Annotated in this window: 14 protein-coding genes; 4 read left to right on the top strand and 10 right to left on the bottom strand. The window is 59.6% G+C overall.

Annotation, left to right across the window (positions count from 1 at the left end; genetic code table 11):
- Positions 1-132 precede the first annotated feature (132 nt).
- The 5 genes from RHM69_RS01480 to RHM69_RS01460 all read right to left on the bottom strand — a co-directional run bounded on the left by RHM69_RS01480 (position 133) and on the right by RHM69_RS01460 (position 9214).
- The gene (locus RHM69_RS01480) at positions 133-3705 is read right to left on the bottom strand and encodes a transporter substrate-binding domain-containing protein (RefSeq protein ID WP_416151970.1); all 3573 of its coding nucleotides are present in this window, start codon (positions 3703-3705) and stop codon (positions 133-135) included.
- A gap of 53 nt (positions 3706-3758) precedes the next feature.
- Positions 3759-4385, bottom strand: a complete 627-nt coding sequence (locus tag RHM69_RS01475; RefSeq protein WP_014717992.1) for a response regulator transcription factor — start codon at positions 4383-4385, stop codon at positions 3759-3761.
- Between the two features lie 289 nt (positions 4386-4674).
- The gene (locus RHM69_RS01470; protein WP_200599402.1) at positions 4675-5391 is read right to left on the bottom strand and encodes an MgtC/SapB family protein; all 717 of its coding nucleotides are present in this window, start codon (positions 5389-5391) and stop codon (positions 4675-4677) included.
- A gap of 167 nt (positions 5392-5558) precedes the next feature.
- Complete coding sequence (mgtA, locus tag RHM69_RS01465; RefSeq protein WP_038449715.1) at positions 5559-8264, bottom strand: magnesium-translocating P-type ATPase; 2706 nt, start codon at positions 8262-8264, stop codon at positions 5559-5561.
- A 434-nt stretch (positions 8265-8698) separates the two neighbouring features.
- Positions 8699-9214 (bottom strand): GNAT family N-acetyltransferase, encoded by a 516-nt coding sequence (locus RHM69_RS01460; RefSeq protein ID WP_369124984.1) that lies wholly within the window; start codon positions 9212-9214, stop codon positions 8699-8701.
- Between the two features lie 72 nt (positions 9215-9286).
- Here RHM69_RS01460 and RHM69_RS01455 point away from each other — a divergent pair, with 72 nt between their 5' ends.
- Positions 9287-10249: an IS30-like element ISPpu17 family transposase gene (locus RHM69_RS01455; RefSeq protein ID WP_004577240.1), complete on the top strand. Its 963-nt coding sequence runs from the start codon at positions 9287-9289 to the stop codon at positions 10247-10249.
- Between the two features lie 129 nt (positions 10250-10378).
- Here RHM69_RS01455 and RHM69_RS01445 read toward each other — a convergent pair whose 3' ends face one another.
- The 3 genes from RHM69_RS01445 to RHM69_RS01435 all read right to left on the bottom strand — a co-directional run bounded on the left by RHM69_RS01445 (position 10379) and on the right by RHM69_RS01435 (position 12556).
- Positions 10379-10720 (bottom strand): FKBP-type peptidyl-prolyl cis-trans isomerase, encoded by a 342-nt coding sequence (locus RHM69_RS01445; RefSeq protein ID WP_032903474.1) that lies wholly within the window; start codon positions 10718-10720, stop codon positions 10379-10381.
- 168 nt (positions 10721-10888) lie between these two features.
- On the bottom strand, positions 10889-11509 hold the full coding sequence (locus RHM69_RS01440) for a hypothetical protein (RefSeq protein WP_003190361.1): 621 nt from the start codon (positions 11507-11509) through the stop codon (positions 10889-10891).
- A gap of 78 nt (positions 11510-11587) precedes the next feature.
- A complete protein-coding gene (locus RHM69_RS01435; RefSeq protein ID WP_019821429.1) occupies positions 11588-12556 on the bottom strand; it encodes a hypothetical protein in 969 nt (322 codons plus the stop codon).
- A gap of 203 nt (positions 12557-12759) precedes the next feature.
- Here RHM69_RS01435 and RHM69_RS01430 point away from each other — a divergent pair, with 203 nt between their 5' ends.
- Both RHM69_RS01430 and RHM69_RS01425 read left to right on the top strand, forming a co-directional pair.
- Positions 12760-14256: a PAS domain S-box protein gene (locus RHM69_RS01430; RefSeq protein WP_014717983.1), complete on the top strand. Its 1497-nt coding sequence runs from the start codon at positions 12760-12762 to the stop codon at positions 14254-14256.
- A 102-nt stretch (positions 14257-14358) separates the two neighbouring features.
- Positions 14359-14631 carry a DUF1652 domain-containing protein gene (locus tag RHM69_RS01425; RefSeq protein WP_003190355.1) on the top strand — a complete coding sequence of 91 codons (273 nt, stop codon included), beginning with the start codon at positions 14359-14361 and terminating at the stop codon, positions 14629-14631.
- Here RHM69_RS01425 and RHM69_RS01420 read toward each other — a convergent pair.
- The gene (locus RHM69_RS01420; RefSeq protein ID WP_200645961.1) at positions 14594-15787 is read right to left on the bottom strand and encodes an MFS transporter; all 1194 of its coding nucleotides are present in this window, start codon (positions 15785-15787) and stop codon (positions 14594-14596) included. The genes RHM69_RS01425 and RHM69_RS01420 overlap by 38 nt on opposite strands.
- Positions 15788-15875: 88 nt before the next feature.
- A complete protein-coding gene (locus tag RHM69_RS01415) occupies positions 15876-16184 on the bottom strand; it encodes an RcnB family protein (protein WP_014717981.1) in 309 nt (102 codons plus the stop codon).
- A gap of 142 nt (positions 16185-16326) precedes the next feature.
- On the opposite strand from RHM69_RS01415, the gene RHM69_RS01410 reads away from it, so the two are divergent.
- Positions 16327-16884 carry a helix-turn-helix domain-containing protein gene (locus RHM69_RS01410; protein ID WP_044483173.1) on the top strand — a complete coding sequence of 186 codons (558 nt, stop codon included), beginning with the start codon at positions 16327-16329 and terminating at the stop codon, positions 16882-16884.
- Positions 16885-16891 lie beyond the last annotated feature (7 nt).

Below are 16891 nucleotides of genomic sequence, written 5' to 3'. Positions count from 1 at the left end.
CAAACCCCTGGGCAGGCAGTGCTCGGCAGTGAGCGCAGCCCATTCTCCAGACATATGCCGACGACAAAATCAGGCATGTTCCCGGTTTGTGTAAGAGTTTTCCCAAATTTCCCGAATGGCGATCAACCGCAGTCAGGGCTGATTGCAATAAGCTTTCAAGCCACGATGCGAAACATCAAGCGCTTCGTTCACGCCGTCAACCGCGGGCCCCAATGCCTGACGGTCGCGCTGTTCACATGCGGCCTCCAATGCTTCACACCCACTGATCAATAGGTTTGCCTTGACCATTCGCGCGCCGCCCTTGGCACGGTGGGCCAGGTCGTGCAGCTTGGCAAAATCTGCCTGGCTTGCCAGGCGTGGCAGCAAGGCACGGTCCTCCCCCAGGCTTTTAAGCAACGGCGCCAACAATCCGACAAGCGCTGCGTGATCATCGCCGGTCAGCGCGACGAGTGTGCTCAAATCGAATGTCGGCACAGGCTGCGGGCCCGCGTCTGCCAAACGCGAGGCCAGCGCCGACCGCAAGTCGTCAAGCCCGGTTGGCTTGAACAGGCACCCATCCATGCCCGCCTGCCGGCAGCGCTCAGCTTCCTCCGGCTGGGCGTTGGCGGTGAACCCCAGCAACAGGCAGGGTTCAAGACCCTGCTCACGCTCTTGCGCGCGAATGTCCTGTGCCAGCTGATAGCCGTTCTTGAAGGGCATGTTGCAATCGGTAATGACGCCATCGAACTGCCCCGCTCGCCACTGCTCCAGCCCCTGCACACCGTCTTCGGCCGTGACGATACGGTGGCCCAGAAAGCTCAACTGTCGAGCCAGCAGCAAGCGATTGGCCGGGTAGTCGTCCACCACCAGAATGCTCAGCGCACGGCCCTCAGGCGCCGCCTCTTGCACAGGCTCAATCGGGGCCGGCAGCGTGGCGGTCATGGCCAGGGCCAACGTCACGTCCACCCGAGTGCCATGCCCCAGCACACTACTCAAGTGCAATTGGCCGCCCATCATTTCGCACAAGCTGCGGCTGATCACCAACCCCAGCCCAGACCCGCTGCGTGCCGACTGTTGATTGTTGCTGCCCTGGATAAACACGCTGAACAGCCGCTGCTGGTCGGCGACGCTAATTCCAATGCCGGTGTCTTGCACCCATAATTGCACGGCCAAGCGATCGCCCTCGACCACCGCCCGTGCAACCAGGCTGACCTGCCCATGGGGAGTGAACTTAATGGCATTGCTCAGCAGGTTGGACACCACTTGCTTGAATCGCAGCGGATCGACCAGCACCGCCTGGTCAATCAGCGGGTCCAATTCAACCTGCAGCGCCAACCCCTTGGCTCGGGCCAGCCCCTCGAACACCCGTGCGACCGACGCCAACAGCTCATGCAGGTTGGCGGGCTCCAGGGTCAGCGACAAGTGCCCGGACTCGATCCGCGCGATATCGAGAATATCGCCGATCAACTCCAGCATCCCCCGCGAAGCCACCGAGGCCACCTCCAGGGCGTCGCGGTCGACCCGCCCCTGTTCGGCATTTTTCAACGCCAGCTCAATCATGCCGATCACGGCATTCATGGGCGTGCGGATCTCGTGGCTCATGGTCGCCAGGAAGGTAGTCTTGGCGCGATTGGCGGCGTCGGCATCGTCCTTGGCTTCCTGTAGCTGGCCGAGCAAGCGGTGCCGCTCGCTCACGTCGACCCAACCGGCAATCATACCCACCACCTTGTCGTCGCCGTCGCGGTACGGCAGCATCCACTGGTAAATGGTCAGCACATCGCCGTTGGGCACCTTGAGTATTCGATCATGAATCTGCGGCTCGCCCCCAGCCATCAAGCGCAGATAATCCTCATGAAACGACTGGGCCTGTGGCGGGTTTTCGACGTCGGTTTCCACCACCGTCCTGCCGATCACGTCTTCAAGCTTGTAGCCAAACACGTCGAGGTAGGCGTTATTGCAGGCCATCAGCCTCCCTTGGCGATCACGCACATAAATCGGGTGCGGCGTGCCGTCAATCAATACACTCATGAACCGCATCTGATCGCTCAGCGCCCGCTCGGCCTGCAGGCGCTTGCGAATCAGGCTGCGCAGGTAAATGGCCCAGCCCAGCGTGACGGCCAACAACAGCGCCGCCAACCCAAAGCCTTGAAGAATCACGTTGCGATAGCGCAACCAGTAACTGTCCTCGATGATGACCTCGCTGCGCCACTGGCCAATCAACTCGTCCATTTCCTGCGGGGTGATACTCAGCAGTGCCTTGTCGAGGATCGAATACAACTCCAGTTGACTGCGGTTGACCCCAAAGGTCACGCGTGCAGGCTCGGTGCCGACCGTACTGGTGACACGCAAGCGGTCGCGGTAATACCGGTTGATCAGATAGCGTGCGCTGATCAATGAGTTGACCGCGCCATCGGCGTCACCATTGGCCACCAGCGCCATGGCTTGCTGGGGGGTCTCCACGTCGACAAAGATCACGCCTGGAAAATTCTGCGCTATCTCATCGTGCAGCCCATTGCCAACCACCATGGCCAGGCGTTTGCCGACCATGTCCTCCAGCGTGAGCGGGCTGTGCGGACCGTCGCGGGTAACCAGCACAAAGGGGTTGGTCAAGTAGGGCCGGGTAAAGCGCACTTTATCAGCCCGCTCCACGCTAGGCGTGACGACCGCCAGCATGTCCGCCGTGCCCGCGCTGACAATGTTGATCTGGCGCGGCAACGAACTGCCTGGCACCACATCGAACTTCAAGCCGGTACGCAAGCTGATGCGCGACAGCACTTCGGCACTCAGCCCTTCAAATTGGCCTTGATCGCCGATAAACGATAAGGGAAGGAAATCATTGAGCACCGCGACCCTGACCCGTGGATTTTTCTGCACCCAGCGTTGTTCACTGGCGCTCAAGTGCAGCCGGTCAACGCCGATTATGCCCAGGTTACCCCCGCTCCAGCGGCGTAGAATTTCCATCTGCTCGCTGGCGGGAATCGCCTCCAGCGCAGCATTGAGGATGGGCAGTAAACGCGTATTTTCCCGGGTGACGGCAAACGCAAACGGATTGACTTCCAGGCCGGAAAAATCCGCCATGCGTACATTGTTGAGGTGGTTGCGATTGATCAGGTAGTTGCTACTGATGGCATCCCCCAGGTAGACGTCGGCACGACCAAACGCCACGGCACCAATGGCTTCGAAGGTCGAGGCAAACAGTTCCAGCTGGGCCTGGGGGTAAAACGCCCGTACGGCGTCGGGCTGCATATAGTGATACAGCATCGCCACGCGCTTGCCGGCCAGGTCATCATTCAACACCTGGCTGTCACCGCTGCGGGTCACCAGGGTCGGTTGATCGTTGGCATAAGAGCGAGACAACAGCAGTTGCGGATCGGCCGCTTCATAGCCATTGGCGGAACCGAGGAAATCCACCGCTCCCTGCTTCAGGGCCTCGATCACTTCATCGCGTGTATCGTAACGCCGAACCTCGATGGAGATATGCAGGGCCTGGCCGACCAATGCGGCAAAATCGGCCGTGATACCTTCGAGCTCGTCGTTGTTGTTAGTCAAGTCAAATGGTACGTAATCGGGCGCCGAGACGCCCATCAGTAATGAGCGCCGCTCACGCAGCCAACGCCAGTCGGCCTCGTCCAGCGTCACTTGCGGGGTTTCGATATGAGAGTGCCCCAACAGCCGCAAAGCGTGAGGCTCTTCGAGGGCCACCGCGATCAGGGGTAACAGGCTCATCCAAAGGACCGTGGCGAACCTCATCAACGCGGTGGTGACCATTTCAGTTCGGATCAGATCAGATGGTTGCGCTGGGCAAACTTGGATAAGTGCACTACCGAGGACATTCGTAACTTCTCCTTGAGTCGAGTCTTGTAGGTACTGATAGTCTTGTGGCTCAGCAGCATTTGCTCGGCGATTTCCTTGTTACCCAGCCCCAGGGCCAGCATCTGCAACACGGTCAATTCACGATCCGACAGGCAGTCGATCATCTGCCGTTCCGTTTCTTGCAGATCGTCGCGACGCACCGAACTGGTCGGCAAACTGGGGAAGCAACTGTAGCCCGACATGATGGCTTTGATAGCCTTTTGCAGCTCATCCAGTTCACCGGTCTTGGCGACGAACCCCATGGCACCGGAACGCATGCAGCGGGTAGAAAAAAACACCGCCAGGTAGGAGGTCAGTACCAGAATCTTGCATGGCAGGCCCAACGCCTTGATGCGGCTGATAACCTCCAACCCGCCTAATTTAGGCATCGCCAGGTCGAGGATAATCAGCTCGGGACGTTGCTCCCTCGCCAACTGCATGGCATCTGCGCCATCCCCTGCCTGGAAAATCTCATCAAACCCCTCCACTTTCAGGAGATATTTGACCGTCGCCCGGATAAACGGATGGTCATCCACAATTAATGCTTTGCTCATAAAACTTCCCTATGTGGACAAAATACCCTTACACATCACACCGGACCTGGGTACCTGTGAGAACTGACAGTTCCGACGAGCGGCGCTGCCTTCTGAGGACGGTAACGAGGCGGTGTCTGGCCCCTTCAATTAACTCAGCATAACCACGGACGCCGGACCTCAACGACCCAACAGCCGCAAGTGCCCAACCTTAGCAACGCAATGATGTTTCAACTGAAGGGATAATCCGGACTACATGTAGGATTTTTCCACAAACAAGCTTAGCCAATCCTGGCCAGCCCAAAGGAGATCAATCGGTGGTACTCGGGCTCCAGAAAGCCTGTACCACCAGGGTTGATGTTGAGAGGCGCGCCACCAGTGCATCCAGTTCATCGCCATCCACCGACGTGGCGGCCAGGATGGCCTCGATTTCCACTTCGTCGCTGCCGAATGGCCGCACATCGACATCACTGGCCGGGTAGTTGCAGCGGGCCAACTCGGCTTCCAGCAATGCCATCACCGCCTGTTGCTGACTGCGGCGCGCAATGACATAGAGGATATTGGTGACCTCTGCCGACACCACGTCCAAGGGTTGGCGGTTGATGTTATTGACGATCGGCCGCAGCAAGGTGTTGGTCGCCAGCACAAACAGCGTGCCCAGCAAAGCCTCGAGGATCAGATCGGCCCCGGCGCAGGCGCCCACCGCCGCCGAAGCCCAGAGGGTGGCGGCAGTGTTAAGCCCGCGTACATTGCCCTCCTCCCGCATGATCACACCCGCCCCCAAAAAGCCGATGCCCGACACCACGTAAGCGACCACGCGCACCGCGCCTTCCGCACCGCCCAGGCGGTTGGCCATGTCGACAAAGATCGCCGCGCCTACCGCCACTAGCACATTGGTACGTAAGCCGGCGGTGCGTTGGCGGTACTGGCGCTCGAACCCGATCAGGCCACCGAGAATAAACGCAGCGCTGAGGCTGACCACGGTGTCGACCAGGGAGTTGAGGTTGATGTTGTTGATTGCCTGCATAAAAAATCTCCATGAATGCAGCGACAAATTGAAAAACACCGCAGGTCCCTGTGGGAGCTGGCTTGCCTGCGATAGCGGTACACCGACCCATGAGTCTGGCGACTGATACACCGCCATCACGGGCAAGCCCGGCTCCCACAGGGTTTGGCGATGTTGCATGGGACCTGTTACTGCCAGCCAAACCTGCGGATGTAGTAGCCCTTCACCGCCTGGGTCAGCGCCATGTACGCCAGCAAAATCACCGGCAGGAACACGAAGTACAGCGACGGCAGCGCCTGCAATTTGAAGTAGTGCGCCAAAGGCCCCATCGGCAGGAATATCCCCACGGCCATGATCACGCCGGTCATCAACATCAACGGCAGCGCTGCGCGGCTTTGCAGGAATGGGATTTTTGGCGTGCGGATCATGTGCACGATCAGGGTCTGGGTCAGCAGCCCCACCACAAACCAGCCGGATTGAAATAGCGTTTGGTGGTCTGGAGTGTTGGCATCAAACACATACCACATGAGTGCGAACGTGGTGATGTCGAAGATCGAACTGATCGGCCCGAAAAACAACATGAAGCGCCCCACTTCCCCCGGCTGCCAGCGTTGCGGCGTGGCAAGCATCTCGTCATCGACGTTGTCGAACGGAATCGCAATCTGCGAGATGTCATACAGCAGGTTTTGCACCAGCAGGTGCATCGGCAGCATCGGCAAAAACGGGATAAAGGCACTGGCCACCAACACCGAGAACACGTTGCCGAAGTTCGAACTGGCGGTCATCTTGATGTATTTGAGCATGTTGGCGAAGGTGCGCCGGCCCTCCAGCACGCCCTCCTCCAGGATCATCAGGCTCTTCTCCAGCAGGATGATGTCGGCCGCTTCCTTGGCGATGTCCACCGCGCTGTCCACCGAAATACCGATATCCGCCGTGCGCAACGCCGGAGCATCGTTGATGCCATCGCCCATAAAGCCCACCACATGTCCGTTGGCCTTGAGCAGCCGTACGATGCGTTCCTTGTGGCTGGGGGTGAGCTTGGCAAACACATTGGTGGTTTCCACGGCCAGGGCCAGTTCGGCGTCGCTCATCGACTCGATGTCGTTGCCCATCAGCAAGCCTTGTTGCGCAAGACCCACTTCGCGGCAGATCTTCGCCGTGACCAGTTCGTTGTCGCCGGTCAACACTTTCACCGCCACGCCGTGGGCCTTCAGGGCCTTGAGGGCGGGGGCGGTGCTTTCCTTGGGTGGGTCGAGAAATGCCACATAGCCGATCAGCGTCAGGTTGTTTTCATCCGCCAGGCTGTAGGTATCACGCCCTGCCGGCATCGGCTGCGCCGCTACCGCCACTACCCGCAGCCCTTCTTCGTTAAAAGCCGCCGTCACCTGGCGAATGCGCGCCAGCAATTCGTCGGTCAGCGCTTCATCGACGTCGCCATGGCGCACGCGGTTGCACACCGACAAAATTTCCTCCACCGCCCCTTTGCAGATCAACAAGTGCGGTTGATGCTGCTCGGCCACCACCACCGACATGCGGCGGCGGTTGAAGTCGAAGGGAATCTCGTCAACCTTGTTGAACGCGGTGCCGACTTTCAACTCGCGATGGATATCCACATGCTCGAGCACGGCCACATCCAACAGGTTTTTCAAGCCGGTCTGGTAGTAGCTGTTGAGGTAGGCCATTTCCAGCACGTCGTCCGACTCCTGGCCCCACACGTCCACATGGCGCGCCAGGAAAATCTTGTCCTGGGTGAGCGTGCCGGTCTTGTCGGTGCACAGCACGTCCATGGCGCCAAAGTTCTGGATCGCGTCCAGGCGCTTGACGATGACCTTTTTGCGCGACAGAAACACCGCGCCCTTGGCCAAGGTCGAGGTGACGATCATGGGCAGCATTTCCGGGGTCAGGCCAACCGCAATCGACAGCGCGAACAGCAACGCCTCGGTCCAGTCGCCCTTGGTGAAGCCGTTGATGAACAGCACCAGCGGCGCCATCACGAACATAAAGCGAATCAGCAACCAACTGACCTTGTTAACCCCCTGCTGGAACGAGGTGGTCGCACGGTCTGTCGCCGTGACGCGTTGCGCCAAGGCACCAAAATACGTGCTGTTGCCGGTGGCCAGGACCACCGCCGTGGCGGCGCCGGACACCACGTTGGTGCCCATGAACAGAATATTTTCCAGCTCCAGCGGGTTGCGCGTGTGGGCGTCCTGCTGGTGGGCAAACTTCTCCACCGGCATGGATTCACCGGTCATCGCCGCCTGGCTGACGAACAGGTCCTTGGCGCTGAGCACGCGGCAGTCCGCGGGGATCATGTCGCCGGCCGACAATACAATCAGATCGCCTGGCACCAGTTGTTTGATCGGCAGTTCAATGCGCTTGGCAGCATCGCGGCGCAGCACCGTCGCGGTGTTGCTCACCATGGCCTTCAAGGCGTCGGCGGCCTTGTTCGACTTGGCCTCCTGCCAGAAGCGCAACAAGGTCGAGAGCACCACCATGGAGAAAATCACCGTGGCGGCCTTCATGTCTTCGGTCAGCCAAGAGATCACCGCCAACAGAGTCAGCAGCAGGTTGAACGGGTTCTTGTAGCAATGCCACAGGTGCACCCACCACGGCAGCGGCTGCTCGTGTTCGACTTCATTGAGGCCGTACTGCACGCGCAGGGCGTCGGCCTCCTGAGTGTTCAGGCCCTCGGTGTGGCTGCCCAGCACGCCCAGCAATTGCACAGTGCTGCGGTTGGCAGACGCCACCAGTGTCTGCGCCAGGCTGGGCGGTACTTCCCGGCTGACACTGGCATCGGTCACGGTCTCCAGCATCGCCAGGCGGCGAAAATGCCGGGCTATATGCCGGGTCCGCAGGAAACCGGCGAAGAACTCTTTGAGCAAAGTGAGGTTCATGGTGTAACTCCTGCGCGAGGAAAAACCGTCGTGCAGGTACTGCCCGTCCACACCGCGCCCGTCACACAGGCACAGCCGAACCTGGCCCGCCCGCCGTAACAGGCAGGCGCGTCCGTAGCATCCAGGCGTTACCCAGGTGCTGGTCAGCGTCGATGAGAGGGAATCAGGCGGGTGCCAGGACTGGTCACCGCCGGGATGCCGCTTCTCGCTTTGTGAGGCGAGACAACGGCATCTGGAAAATGCGCGTTACCTTGCCAAGAGGCCGGTTACCGAAACCGGCCGACGACTGTCACTCGAACAAGTACCCACTGAGGGTCTCCGGTATTGATGAAAACGCGCGAAGCTTACGCCCCGATGTTGGCGGAGTAAACCGTAGGAAAGTGGCAGCCTGGTGAATAAGAAGATTCTTCAGGATGGGTTCAGGAACGCCTTTCTCAACCCCACGTTGGGCAATCCCGTTCGACCAGCGCCAGGTAGTTTTCAATGCTCGCGCTAGCCACAACCTTCACTTGGATAGACACCCTATTCACCTGCCGGCCCATCGTGATCCCCTCACGGGTGCGCACCTGTACATAGCCAAGCCTGGGCCAAAAACGCTCGGCTCTGGTATTGCCCACCACTACCGTCAGCCGTAGCCACTGAGCGCCCTTTGCCACCGCCCACGCCTCAAGGTCGGTGTGCAAACGCTGCGCCAGCCCGCTGCCGTGCCAGCGCGCATGCACCAGCAGTAACCCGATGTGCCACACCCCGGTGGCGAGCAAATCAGCGGCGATATTCACCACGGCGACCAAGTGGCCCTGCGCATCGCGGTAACCCAGCCAGTACAGGCGACTGCAATGCCAGCCAGCGGGCAATTGGCCGCGTAACTCTTCCCGTGCTTCGGTCGGGGTAGCCGGTTCGCCATTCACCGCGATGAAGTAATCGGGCCTGAATTCATAGAATAAGCGCAACGCTTGAAACGAGAGGCAGAGAGCCAGCCACCGGTAGAATCCAGGCTCTCACACCGAAGGATTCAAGCGCAGATGACTACGCATTACCGGCAGCTGACTCAGGGACAACGTTACCAGATTGAGGCTGGCTTGAGCGCCGCAGAGAGCCAGGCGAGCATTGCAAAGCGGGTCGGCGTGCATCCCTCGACGATCAGTCGCGAGGTTCGCCGCAACAGCACCCAGAATATCTACAAGGCTGTTTCTGCGGCCCATGAAAGTGATGCTCGTCGAGCGGGTGCGCGCAAGTTTTGCAAGCCGGCGACATGGCTCAGCCATCATCTCCCGGTGTGGCTCAAGCATGGCATGAGTCCGGAGCAGATCGCCCAGCGGTTGAAGCAGGAGCAGCCAAGCCGGGCGGTCAGCCATGAGTGGATTTATCGGTTCATTGCCGCCGAACAGCGCGCCGGTGGTGAGCTTTATACCTATCTGCGACATCGCCGAAAGCGCTACCGGAAACGCTATGGAAGCCACGATCGGCGCGGGCAGCTGCGTAATCGCGTGTCAATCAGTGAACGCCCAGCCGAGGTCGAAAGCCGCGAGCGCCTGGGGGACTGGGAGGGCGATACGGTACATGGACTGGGCGGTAACCTGGTGACCCTGGTTGATCGCAAAAGCGGCTATCTGAGCGCCTATCCGGTCAAGCGCAGAACGCGCCGGCAGGTAACGCGGGCGATCAATCTGATGCTTCAGGGCCATGCCGCTCACACGCTGACGCTGGATAACGGAAGGGAGTTTGCCGGGCATGAACGCATCGCGCTACGGAGCCAGTGCCAGGTCTTTTTTGCAGACCCCTATTCATCCTGGCAACGTGGCACCAATGAAAACACCAACGGTCTGCTCCGCCAGTATTTCCCCAAGGGCAGCGACTTCAGCAAGCTGACCGTCGAAGCCGTCAATCGGACAGTAGCGAGGATCAATCTACGCCCGCGCAAGCGCTTGGGCTGGAAGACGCCGTACGAAGTGCATACAGGGGTGAGCGTTGCACTTATGTGTTGAATTCAGGGGGTGCCTGTTCAAAAAACTGCTGCAACTCAGCCTCATCGCAACCCAAAAGCTCAACCACCCGAATGCCTTCCAAGGAGCTGCCAGGCAACAGATGTAGATCAACGTCCATGTTCAACCTCTTCAATCCCGCGTCAGCACTTCCAGCAATTCAATCTCGAAGCGCAGGTTACTGTTGGGTTTGATATGCGCGCCCATCGAGCGCTCGCCATAGGCCAGGTGCGCGGGTACATACAACGTGCGCACGCCGCCAACCTGCATGCCCATCAAGCCCTGGTCCCACCCCTTGATCACGCGGCCAGTGCCGATCACGCACTGAAACGGTTTGCCCCGCTCCCAGGAGGAATCGAACACCGTGCCATCTTCCAGGGTGCCGGTGTATTGGGTGGTGATCAGCGCGCCCTTGACCACGGCTTTGCCGTCGCCCAGGCGGATGTCGGTGACCTGCAGTTCGTCGTTGCTCATGGGGTTCTCATTGAAGGGGCCAAAGGCTGGGGTTTTCCCAGAATCGGATGGGTTTGGCAAGTGCAGGGGAATGGCCAGCGTGATGGTGGACCGTTCGCTGGAATGCATACAGCCGCGTCAGAATCCACATTGAATCTGCATGCATTCAGAGGTCGCTGTGTCGACCTTTTACAACCAATGCCAGAACCGGCTCCAGAACCCACGCCCCAACTCATCCTTGCACCCGGCATATTGGCGCGCATACATCTGCGAACGCGCCTGTACCTTGCTCGCTACCGGCGGCAGCCAGGCTTTGCTGGCGTAGGTGCGCTGGCGGTAGCCGCCCCAGCCTTCGTGGTAGTTCAGGTATTGGCCATAGGCGTCGTACTTGTAGACGCCATTGATGGTGTAGGTCTTGTCCATGTACCAGCCGATGAAATCGATGGCGTCGTCGAAGTCTTCGCGATCAGCGCCACTGCGGCCGGTGGCTTTGCGGTAGTCGTTCCACACTTCATCCTTGGCCTGGGCATAGCCGGAAGCCGTGGAGACGCGGCCCCAAGGGATGATCCACAGCAGGTATTTACGCGGGGTCTTGGCGTCGTGGCGAAAGCCCGACTCCTGATACATGATGGCGAACGGCACCTGGATCGGTACGCCCCAGCGCTTTTGCGTGACCTTGGCGGCGTCGTACCAGTCGTCTTTTTCGCGCAAGATACCGCAGAGGTCGTTGGGCGTGCGTGGCGGCGAGGTGCCGCACGCCGCCAACAGGGAAGTGAGTAATAACAGTCCGACGGCTTTGCCTGCGCTCAAGGGTCACCTTTGTGGGATAAGGGTAAAATGCCAGCATTTTACCCCTTCACACAGGCGGCGTCCTTGCCGCAGACATCTTTAAGCCAAAGGCACGCGACGGGTAGTCAGCGCGATACGACCAATAAAGAAGCTCAACGCCGCACCCAACAGCAGCATGGCCAAGGTGCTCCAGGCGGCGCGGGACAGTTGCTTGGCAGCGACTTCACCGGCTTCACGGGCTTTCTGTTCAGCCTGTTTTTTCAGCTCATCGACTTTTTGCATGGCTTGCTGATAAGCCTGGGCATAGTTGTCGACGATCTGGGTGGCTTCTTCTTTGCTCTTGCCAGTGCGGGCCGCGACGATGTTGACCAGCGCCTCTTTATCCGCTGCATTCAATGCTGGCTCGCCGGACGCTTTCACACGTTCGAACCATTGCTTGAGCTCATCACCGGCCTGGGCAGGATTGGTCGCTGCATCGGTAGCCGACTGCTTGCCATCGGCAGCTGCCTGATCGGCTTTCTGCTCGACATTGGCAGGGTCCAGTTCAGCCTTGCCGCTCTGCTTGAGCAACGTATCCAGTTGGCCTTGCAGGCTGTTCCAGTCCAGCTCGATGCCCTGCTCATTCAACTGTTGCTTGATGCTATTGCCAATCCCCGGCGCGGCGGCAGCAATGCCACTGCCCGCAGCAGACAGACCTTTACCCACCACGTTGCCGGCCGTACCGACTACGCTGGAAGCCAGGCCCGCCAACAGCCAAGTGGTGAGCAAGGTGGTCAAGGTCCAGGTCAGCACCCCATGCAGACCGCCACGATCCGGCGCGGTGCGGCCGGCCACGAAGGCGCCCAACGCGATGGCGACCAGTGTCGATACAAACAGCCAGATACCCGCACCCGTGCCAAAACCGCTCAACGGGTTGCCCGCTTCCATCGGGTCAACGGCACTGGCGCCAATGGCGGTGCCCAACACGCTCAAAACCAGGTAGGTGACCAGTGCGATTGCACTACCGGCCAATACCGAGCTCCACGACACTCGAAACAGCGATCGATTGGTTTCATAGACAGTGGTCATACAAAGGTCCTTTTCAAATTGAGGAGCAAGGCAATGCGCCTTGATGGGTGTGAGTGTGGCGAAACGACATACGTTCAGTCCTGGCCCATATGCACCAGGCGCCCTGGTGCATTCGCACTGCCCCGTGGGCAATTACTCTGCACTATCCTGACGCCAGGATGTCGTAACCCAATGTGCCTTGCCCTGCCCTAATCGGAGACGTTATGACCCAGGATGTTCTCGCCAAAGAAACCAACCGCCGCCAACTGCAGACCATCATCTCGGGACTGTCCGACGGTGTGATTCTGGCCGAGGTCGACCAGACCATTCTGTGGGCCAATGAAGCGGCGTTGACCATGCATGGGGTCAGCGAGGTCAAGGAACTGGGCGCCAATACCGAGGCGTACGCCAAGCGCTTTGCCCTGCGCTATCGCAACAACCATCCCTTGCCACTGGACAGCTACCCCCTCAGCCGCGTGGCTGCCGGTGAAGAGTTCAGCGATGTGGTGGTGGAAGTCACGCCCGCCGACGACGAACATCGCAGCTGGGTGCACCGCCTGCGCAGCCTGGTGCTGACCGATGCCCAGGGTGAGCCGGAGTTGCTGGTGCTGATCCTCAGCGACGCCACCGAATGGGCCAGCGCTGAGCAACGTTTTGAGAAAACCTTCAACGCCAACCCGGCGCCCGCGGTGATCTGTCGCCTCAGCGACCTGCGCTACATCAAGGTCAACCAGGGTTTTTTGGAGATGACCGGCTACAACCGCGACCAGGTCATCGGCAAATCCGTGTATGAACTGGATGTGCTGGAACAGGCCGAGCGCAAGGACCTGGCGATCCAGCGCCTGGGCGAAGGCGCGACCATCCCGCAGATGCAGGCCGAACTGAGACTGCCCGAAGGTGGCAGCAAACTGGTGATCGTCGCCGGCCAACCGTTGGACATGAACGAGGAAGACTGCATGCTGTTTTCCTTCACCGACCTGGAGCCACGGCGTAAAGCCGAGATCGCCCTGCGCCAGAGCGAAGAACGCTTCGCCAAATCCTTCCGCCTGACGCCCGTGCCGACCCTGGTATGCAGTGCCGACAACCGCCAGGTGGTAGACATCAACGAAGCCTTCATGAGCATCACCGGCTATATCAGCGAGGAACTGATCGGCAAATCCATCGAAGACATCAACTTCATCGACAGCCCCCAGGCCGGCGCGCAGTTGTTCGCCACCCTGGAAAAAGCCGGCAACCTTGAAGGCCAGGACCTCAAGGTGCGCAAGAAAGGCAACGAGGTGATCGACTGCGTGGTATCCGCCGACACCGTGATTATCCAGGACGTGCCCTGCTACCTGATGGTGCTGATGAACATCACCGAGCGCAAACGCTCGGAGCTGGAACTGGTGGCGGCCATCGAGGAAGTCATGCAGGACGCGTCCTGGTTCAGCCAGACCCTGATCGAGAAGCTGGCCAACGCCAAGAGCGTCAACAGCCCCAACCTGCCGAATGTTTCCTTCACCGACCTCACCGCCCGCGAGCGCGATGTATTGGGCCTGATCTGCGAGGGCCTGGCGGACAAAGAGATCGCCTCGCGCCTGAAACTGGCGCCCAACACCGTGCGTAACCATGTGGCCACGGTGTATTCCAAGCTGGGGGTGCACAGCCGTAGTGCAGCGATCGTCTGGGCTCGTGAACGCGGGCTGTTTGCCGGTGATTTGCGCCTGAAAAACAAGCCCTGACCCTGCAAATGCACTAGTGCGTCTAGTGCGAATTCGCCTTATTGAGCGGCGGTGCAAGCAATAACCTTCAAGGGATCGTATTTATGCCTAGAAGGAACCCGCATGTTTACCCTCTCTCAGCTGCGCAACTGCATCGAAGAAGGCCTGTCACCGCTGACGTGCGAATTCACCCTGTGCCGGGACGCGTCCTTGACCCTCAAGGTCTATGATGCCGAGACCGGCCGCGTCGACCTGGTGGTCACTGGCATCAGCACCAACCGCCTGCAGACCCCGCAGGAAGTAGCGAAAATGGTGGATGAATTGCGCTACGAGCTGCAAAGCAACAACGTCGGCAAGCTCACGCTGGATGATTTGCCTTTATCGCCGCTCCCATGAAATAAAACACCCCGCCGGCAACGATAAACGCCCCCAGCATGTAGAACATGTAATGGGCCGGCAGGCTGGCCAACACCAGCCCACACAGCACCGGCCCCAGCGCGGCACCAAGGTTGGACAGGTTTTGCGCCCCGTAATACATGCCCCGCAGGTGGTCCGGGGCAATTCGGTCGATAAACATGTACTCGGCCGGGAACACGATGATCTCCCCGACGGTGAACACTGCCATCGCCAGCACCCAGCCCAACACGCTGGTGGACAGCCCGAAGCCGATCAACCCCAGCATGAACATGCTCAAGCCAGCGCTCAGCCACTGGCTCAGGTAACGGTGCGAGATGCGCCGGCCAATCAGGTACTGCAAGGCAATCACTAGCACGGCGTTGGTGGTCAGCACCGCGCTGATCACCGTGTAGGTGTATTCGGCGGTCGTGGTGGTCACCAGGTATTGCGACAGGTAGGCCGTGAACTGGCCGAACACCACCGCGCTGAGTAAACCGCCGAGGGTGAAGCACACCAGGCGACGGTCCTGCAGCAAAACGCGGGCGACGGCAAGGAACGGCAGCGGCTTTTGCGTGGCGTCCACCGTGGCCAAGTTACGGTCACCCCAGCGCCCATACAGCAGAAAAAACCCCAGCCCCAACAGCGCCGACAGAACAAACGGCAAGCTGATATCCAGCTTGGCCACCATCGCGCCAAAGAACGGCCCTACGGCATAGCCGATATTGGTGAGGGTGTACTTGATGGAAAATACTTCGCTGCGCGCGTCTTCGGGCAGCAGGCTGGCGAAGCCGGCTTTCACCGCAATATCAATGACGGCGTAGGCCAGGTTGATCAGGATCAGGCAGCCATAGAACGCCCAGATATTCTGCGCCAGCACCGTACCGATAAACCCCAGCACAAACACCAGGCTCAAGCCGAGCAACAGGCGATAGCTGTTGATGCGGTCGACCAGGAAACCGCCGTAGACACTGAGTAGTGAACCGACGATCAGCGAACTGCCGATTACCAGGCCGACCTGGGTAATGTCCAAGGCGAAATGGCTGGTGAGGTAGATCACGAGATAAGGAAAGGTGATGGCCTTGGCCAGCGTCAGCAGCAACGTGGCGCACAGCAACAGGTTCACAGTGCGGGGGTAGTTTCTGATGGTGGCAAGCATCCTGCTCTCGTTCTTCAAAGGTAACGCGACCATTGCGGTCGGTTACCTTAACGCAAGAAACATGAAGCGAGCAGGTGCCCCGGCGGAATTATTTCTTGACTGGCGTAATCTCCAGGATGGTGCCGTTGGTGGTCTTGAGCAGGACGTACTTGTCACCTACACGCGCCCATTGGCTTTCTTCTTCGGGCTGTTTGAGCCCGCGTTTTTTCCAGTCTTTAATCGCTGACTCCTCGCGCATCAAGATGTCCGGGGCGCGATCACCCTCTTTCAAGTCACGGGCGTTGATGTTTGAAGGTTGCACGGTTTCCTGAGGGGTATCGCCGGCCTGCACGACAGCGCTGACGGAGGAAAAGCTGGCAGCGACCAGCAGGCAAGCGGCTAAGGTTTTCGACTTCATGGGTGCTCCTTCAATTAATGGTGCGTACCCAGGTTCCGACCGCGGCGGCGCGCAATCATTCAGCCGGGTTTCCCTGTGGCCAGAGATTGCCTTCGTGAAATTTATCATGTAATTTTTCATGAAATTATTCGATATAAATTTCATGACCCCACAAGAAGAACTCGCCACCCTCGCGGCGCTGATCCACGACCTGCGCAAGCACAAGAAGCTCACCCTGGCCCAACTTGCGCAAAAAATCGAACGATCGGTGGGATTTCTGTCCCAGGTCGAACGTGGCCTGTCGCGCCCGACCGTGGCCGATTTAACCGCCATCAGCCACGCCCTCGACGTGCCCACCACGTATTTCTACAGCCTGCCCAAACCCAAGGCGGTGGATTGGGTGACCCGCCCCAACGAGCGGCGCACGGTGTATTACGCCAACGGCATCACCGACATCCTGGTGTCGCCGAGCATGAACGGTGCGTTCTCGATGCTTGACAGCCTGTTGGCCCCCGGTGCCAACAGCGGCGAACAGAGCATGAGCGACCGTGCCGAACAGGCCGGATTTGTGCTCGAAGGCGAGTTGACCCTGTGGGTGGATGACGAAGCCGAGCCAGTCACCCTCGGCCCCGGCGACAGCTTCCACCTCGCCAGTTTCGCCCACTGCCGCTACGCCAACCTGACCGACCTGCCCGCCCGCGTCTTGTGGGTTTACAACTAGGAGCTGC

The organism is Pseudomonas sp. CCI1.1, from assembly GCF_034348165.1.
GTDB classification, from domain to species: Bacteria; Pseudomonadota; Gammaproteobacteria; order Pseudomonadales; family Pseudomonadaceae; genus Aquipseudomonas; species Aquipseudomonas paracarnis.
The sequence above is the reverse complement of the archived record's forward strand: the minus strand, read 5'-3'. Positions and strand labels throughout refer to the sequence as shown.

What these genes read in the sequence shown, in the direction of transcription:
- RHM69_RS01480 (WP_416151970.1), bottom strand. Translation starts at nt 3,705, where the DNA reads ATGAGCCTGTTACCCCTGATCGCGGTGGCCCTCGAAGAGCCTCACGCT.
- RHM69_RS01475 (WP_014717992.1), bottom strand. Translation starts at nt 4,385, where the DNA reads ATGAGCAAAGCATTAATTGTGGATGACCATCCGTTTATCCGGGCGACG.
- RHM69_RS01470 (WP_200599402.1), bottom strand. Translation starts at nt 5,391, where the DNA reads ATGCAGGCAATCAACAACATCAACCTCAACTCCCTGGTCGACACCGTG.
- mgtA (WP_038449715.1), bottom strand. Translation starts at nt 8,264, where the DNA reads ATGAACCTCACTTTGCTCAAAGAGTTCTTCGCCGGTTTCCTGCGGACC.
- RHM69_RS01455 (WP_004577240.1), top strand. Translation starts at nt 9,287, where the DNA reads ATGACTACGCATTACCGGCAGCTGACTCAGGGACAACGTTACCAGATT.
- RHM69_RS01445 (WP_032903474.1), bottom strand. Translation starts at nt 10,720, where the DNA reads ATGAGCAACGACGAACTGCAGGTCACCGACATCCGCCTGGGCGACGGC.
- RHM69_RS01435 (WP_019821429.1), bottom strand. Translation starts at nt 12,556, where the DNA reads ATGACCACTGTCTATGAAACCAATCGATCGCTGTTTCGAGTGTCGTGG.
- RHM69_RS01430 (WP_014717983.1), top strand. Translation starts at nt 12,760, where the DNA reads ATGACCCAGGATGTTCTCGCCAAAGAAACCAACCGCCGCCAACTGCAG.
- RHM69_RS01425 (WP_003190355.1), top strand. Translation starts at nt 14,359, where the DNA reads ATGTTTACCCTCTCTCAGCTGCGCAACTGCATCGAAGAAGGCCTGTCA.
- RHM69_RS01420 (WP_200645961.1), bottom strand. Translation starts at nt 15,787, where the DNA reads ATGCTTGCCACCATCAGAAACTACCCCCGCACTGTGAACCTGTTGCTG.
- RHM69_RS01415 (WP_014717981.1), bottom strand. Translation starts at nt 16,184, where the DNA reads ATGAAGTCGAAAACCTTAGCCGCTTGCCTGCTGGTCGCTGCCAGCTTT.
- RHM69_RS01410 (WP_044483173.1), top strand. Translation starts at nt 16,327, where the DNA reads ATGACCCCACAAGAAGAACTCGCCACCCTCGCGGCGCTGATCCACGAC.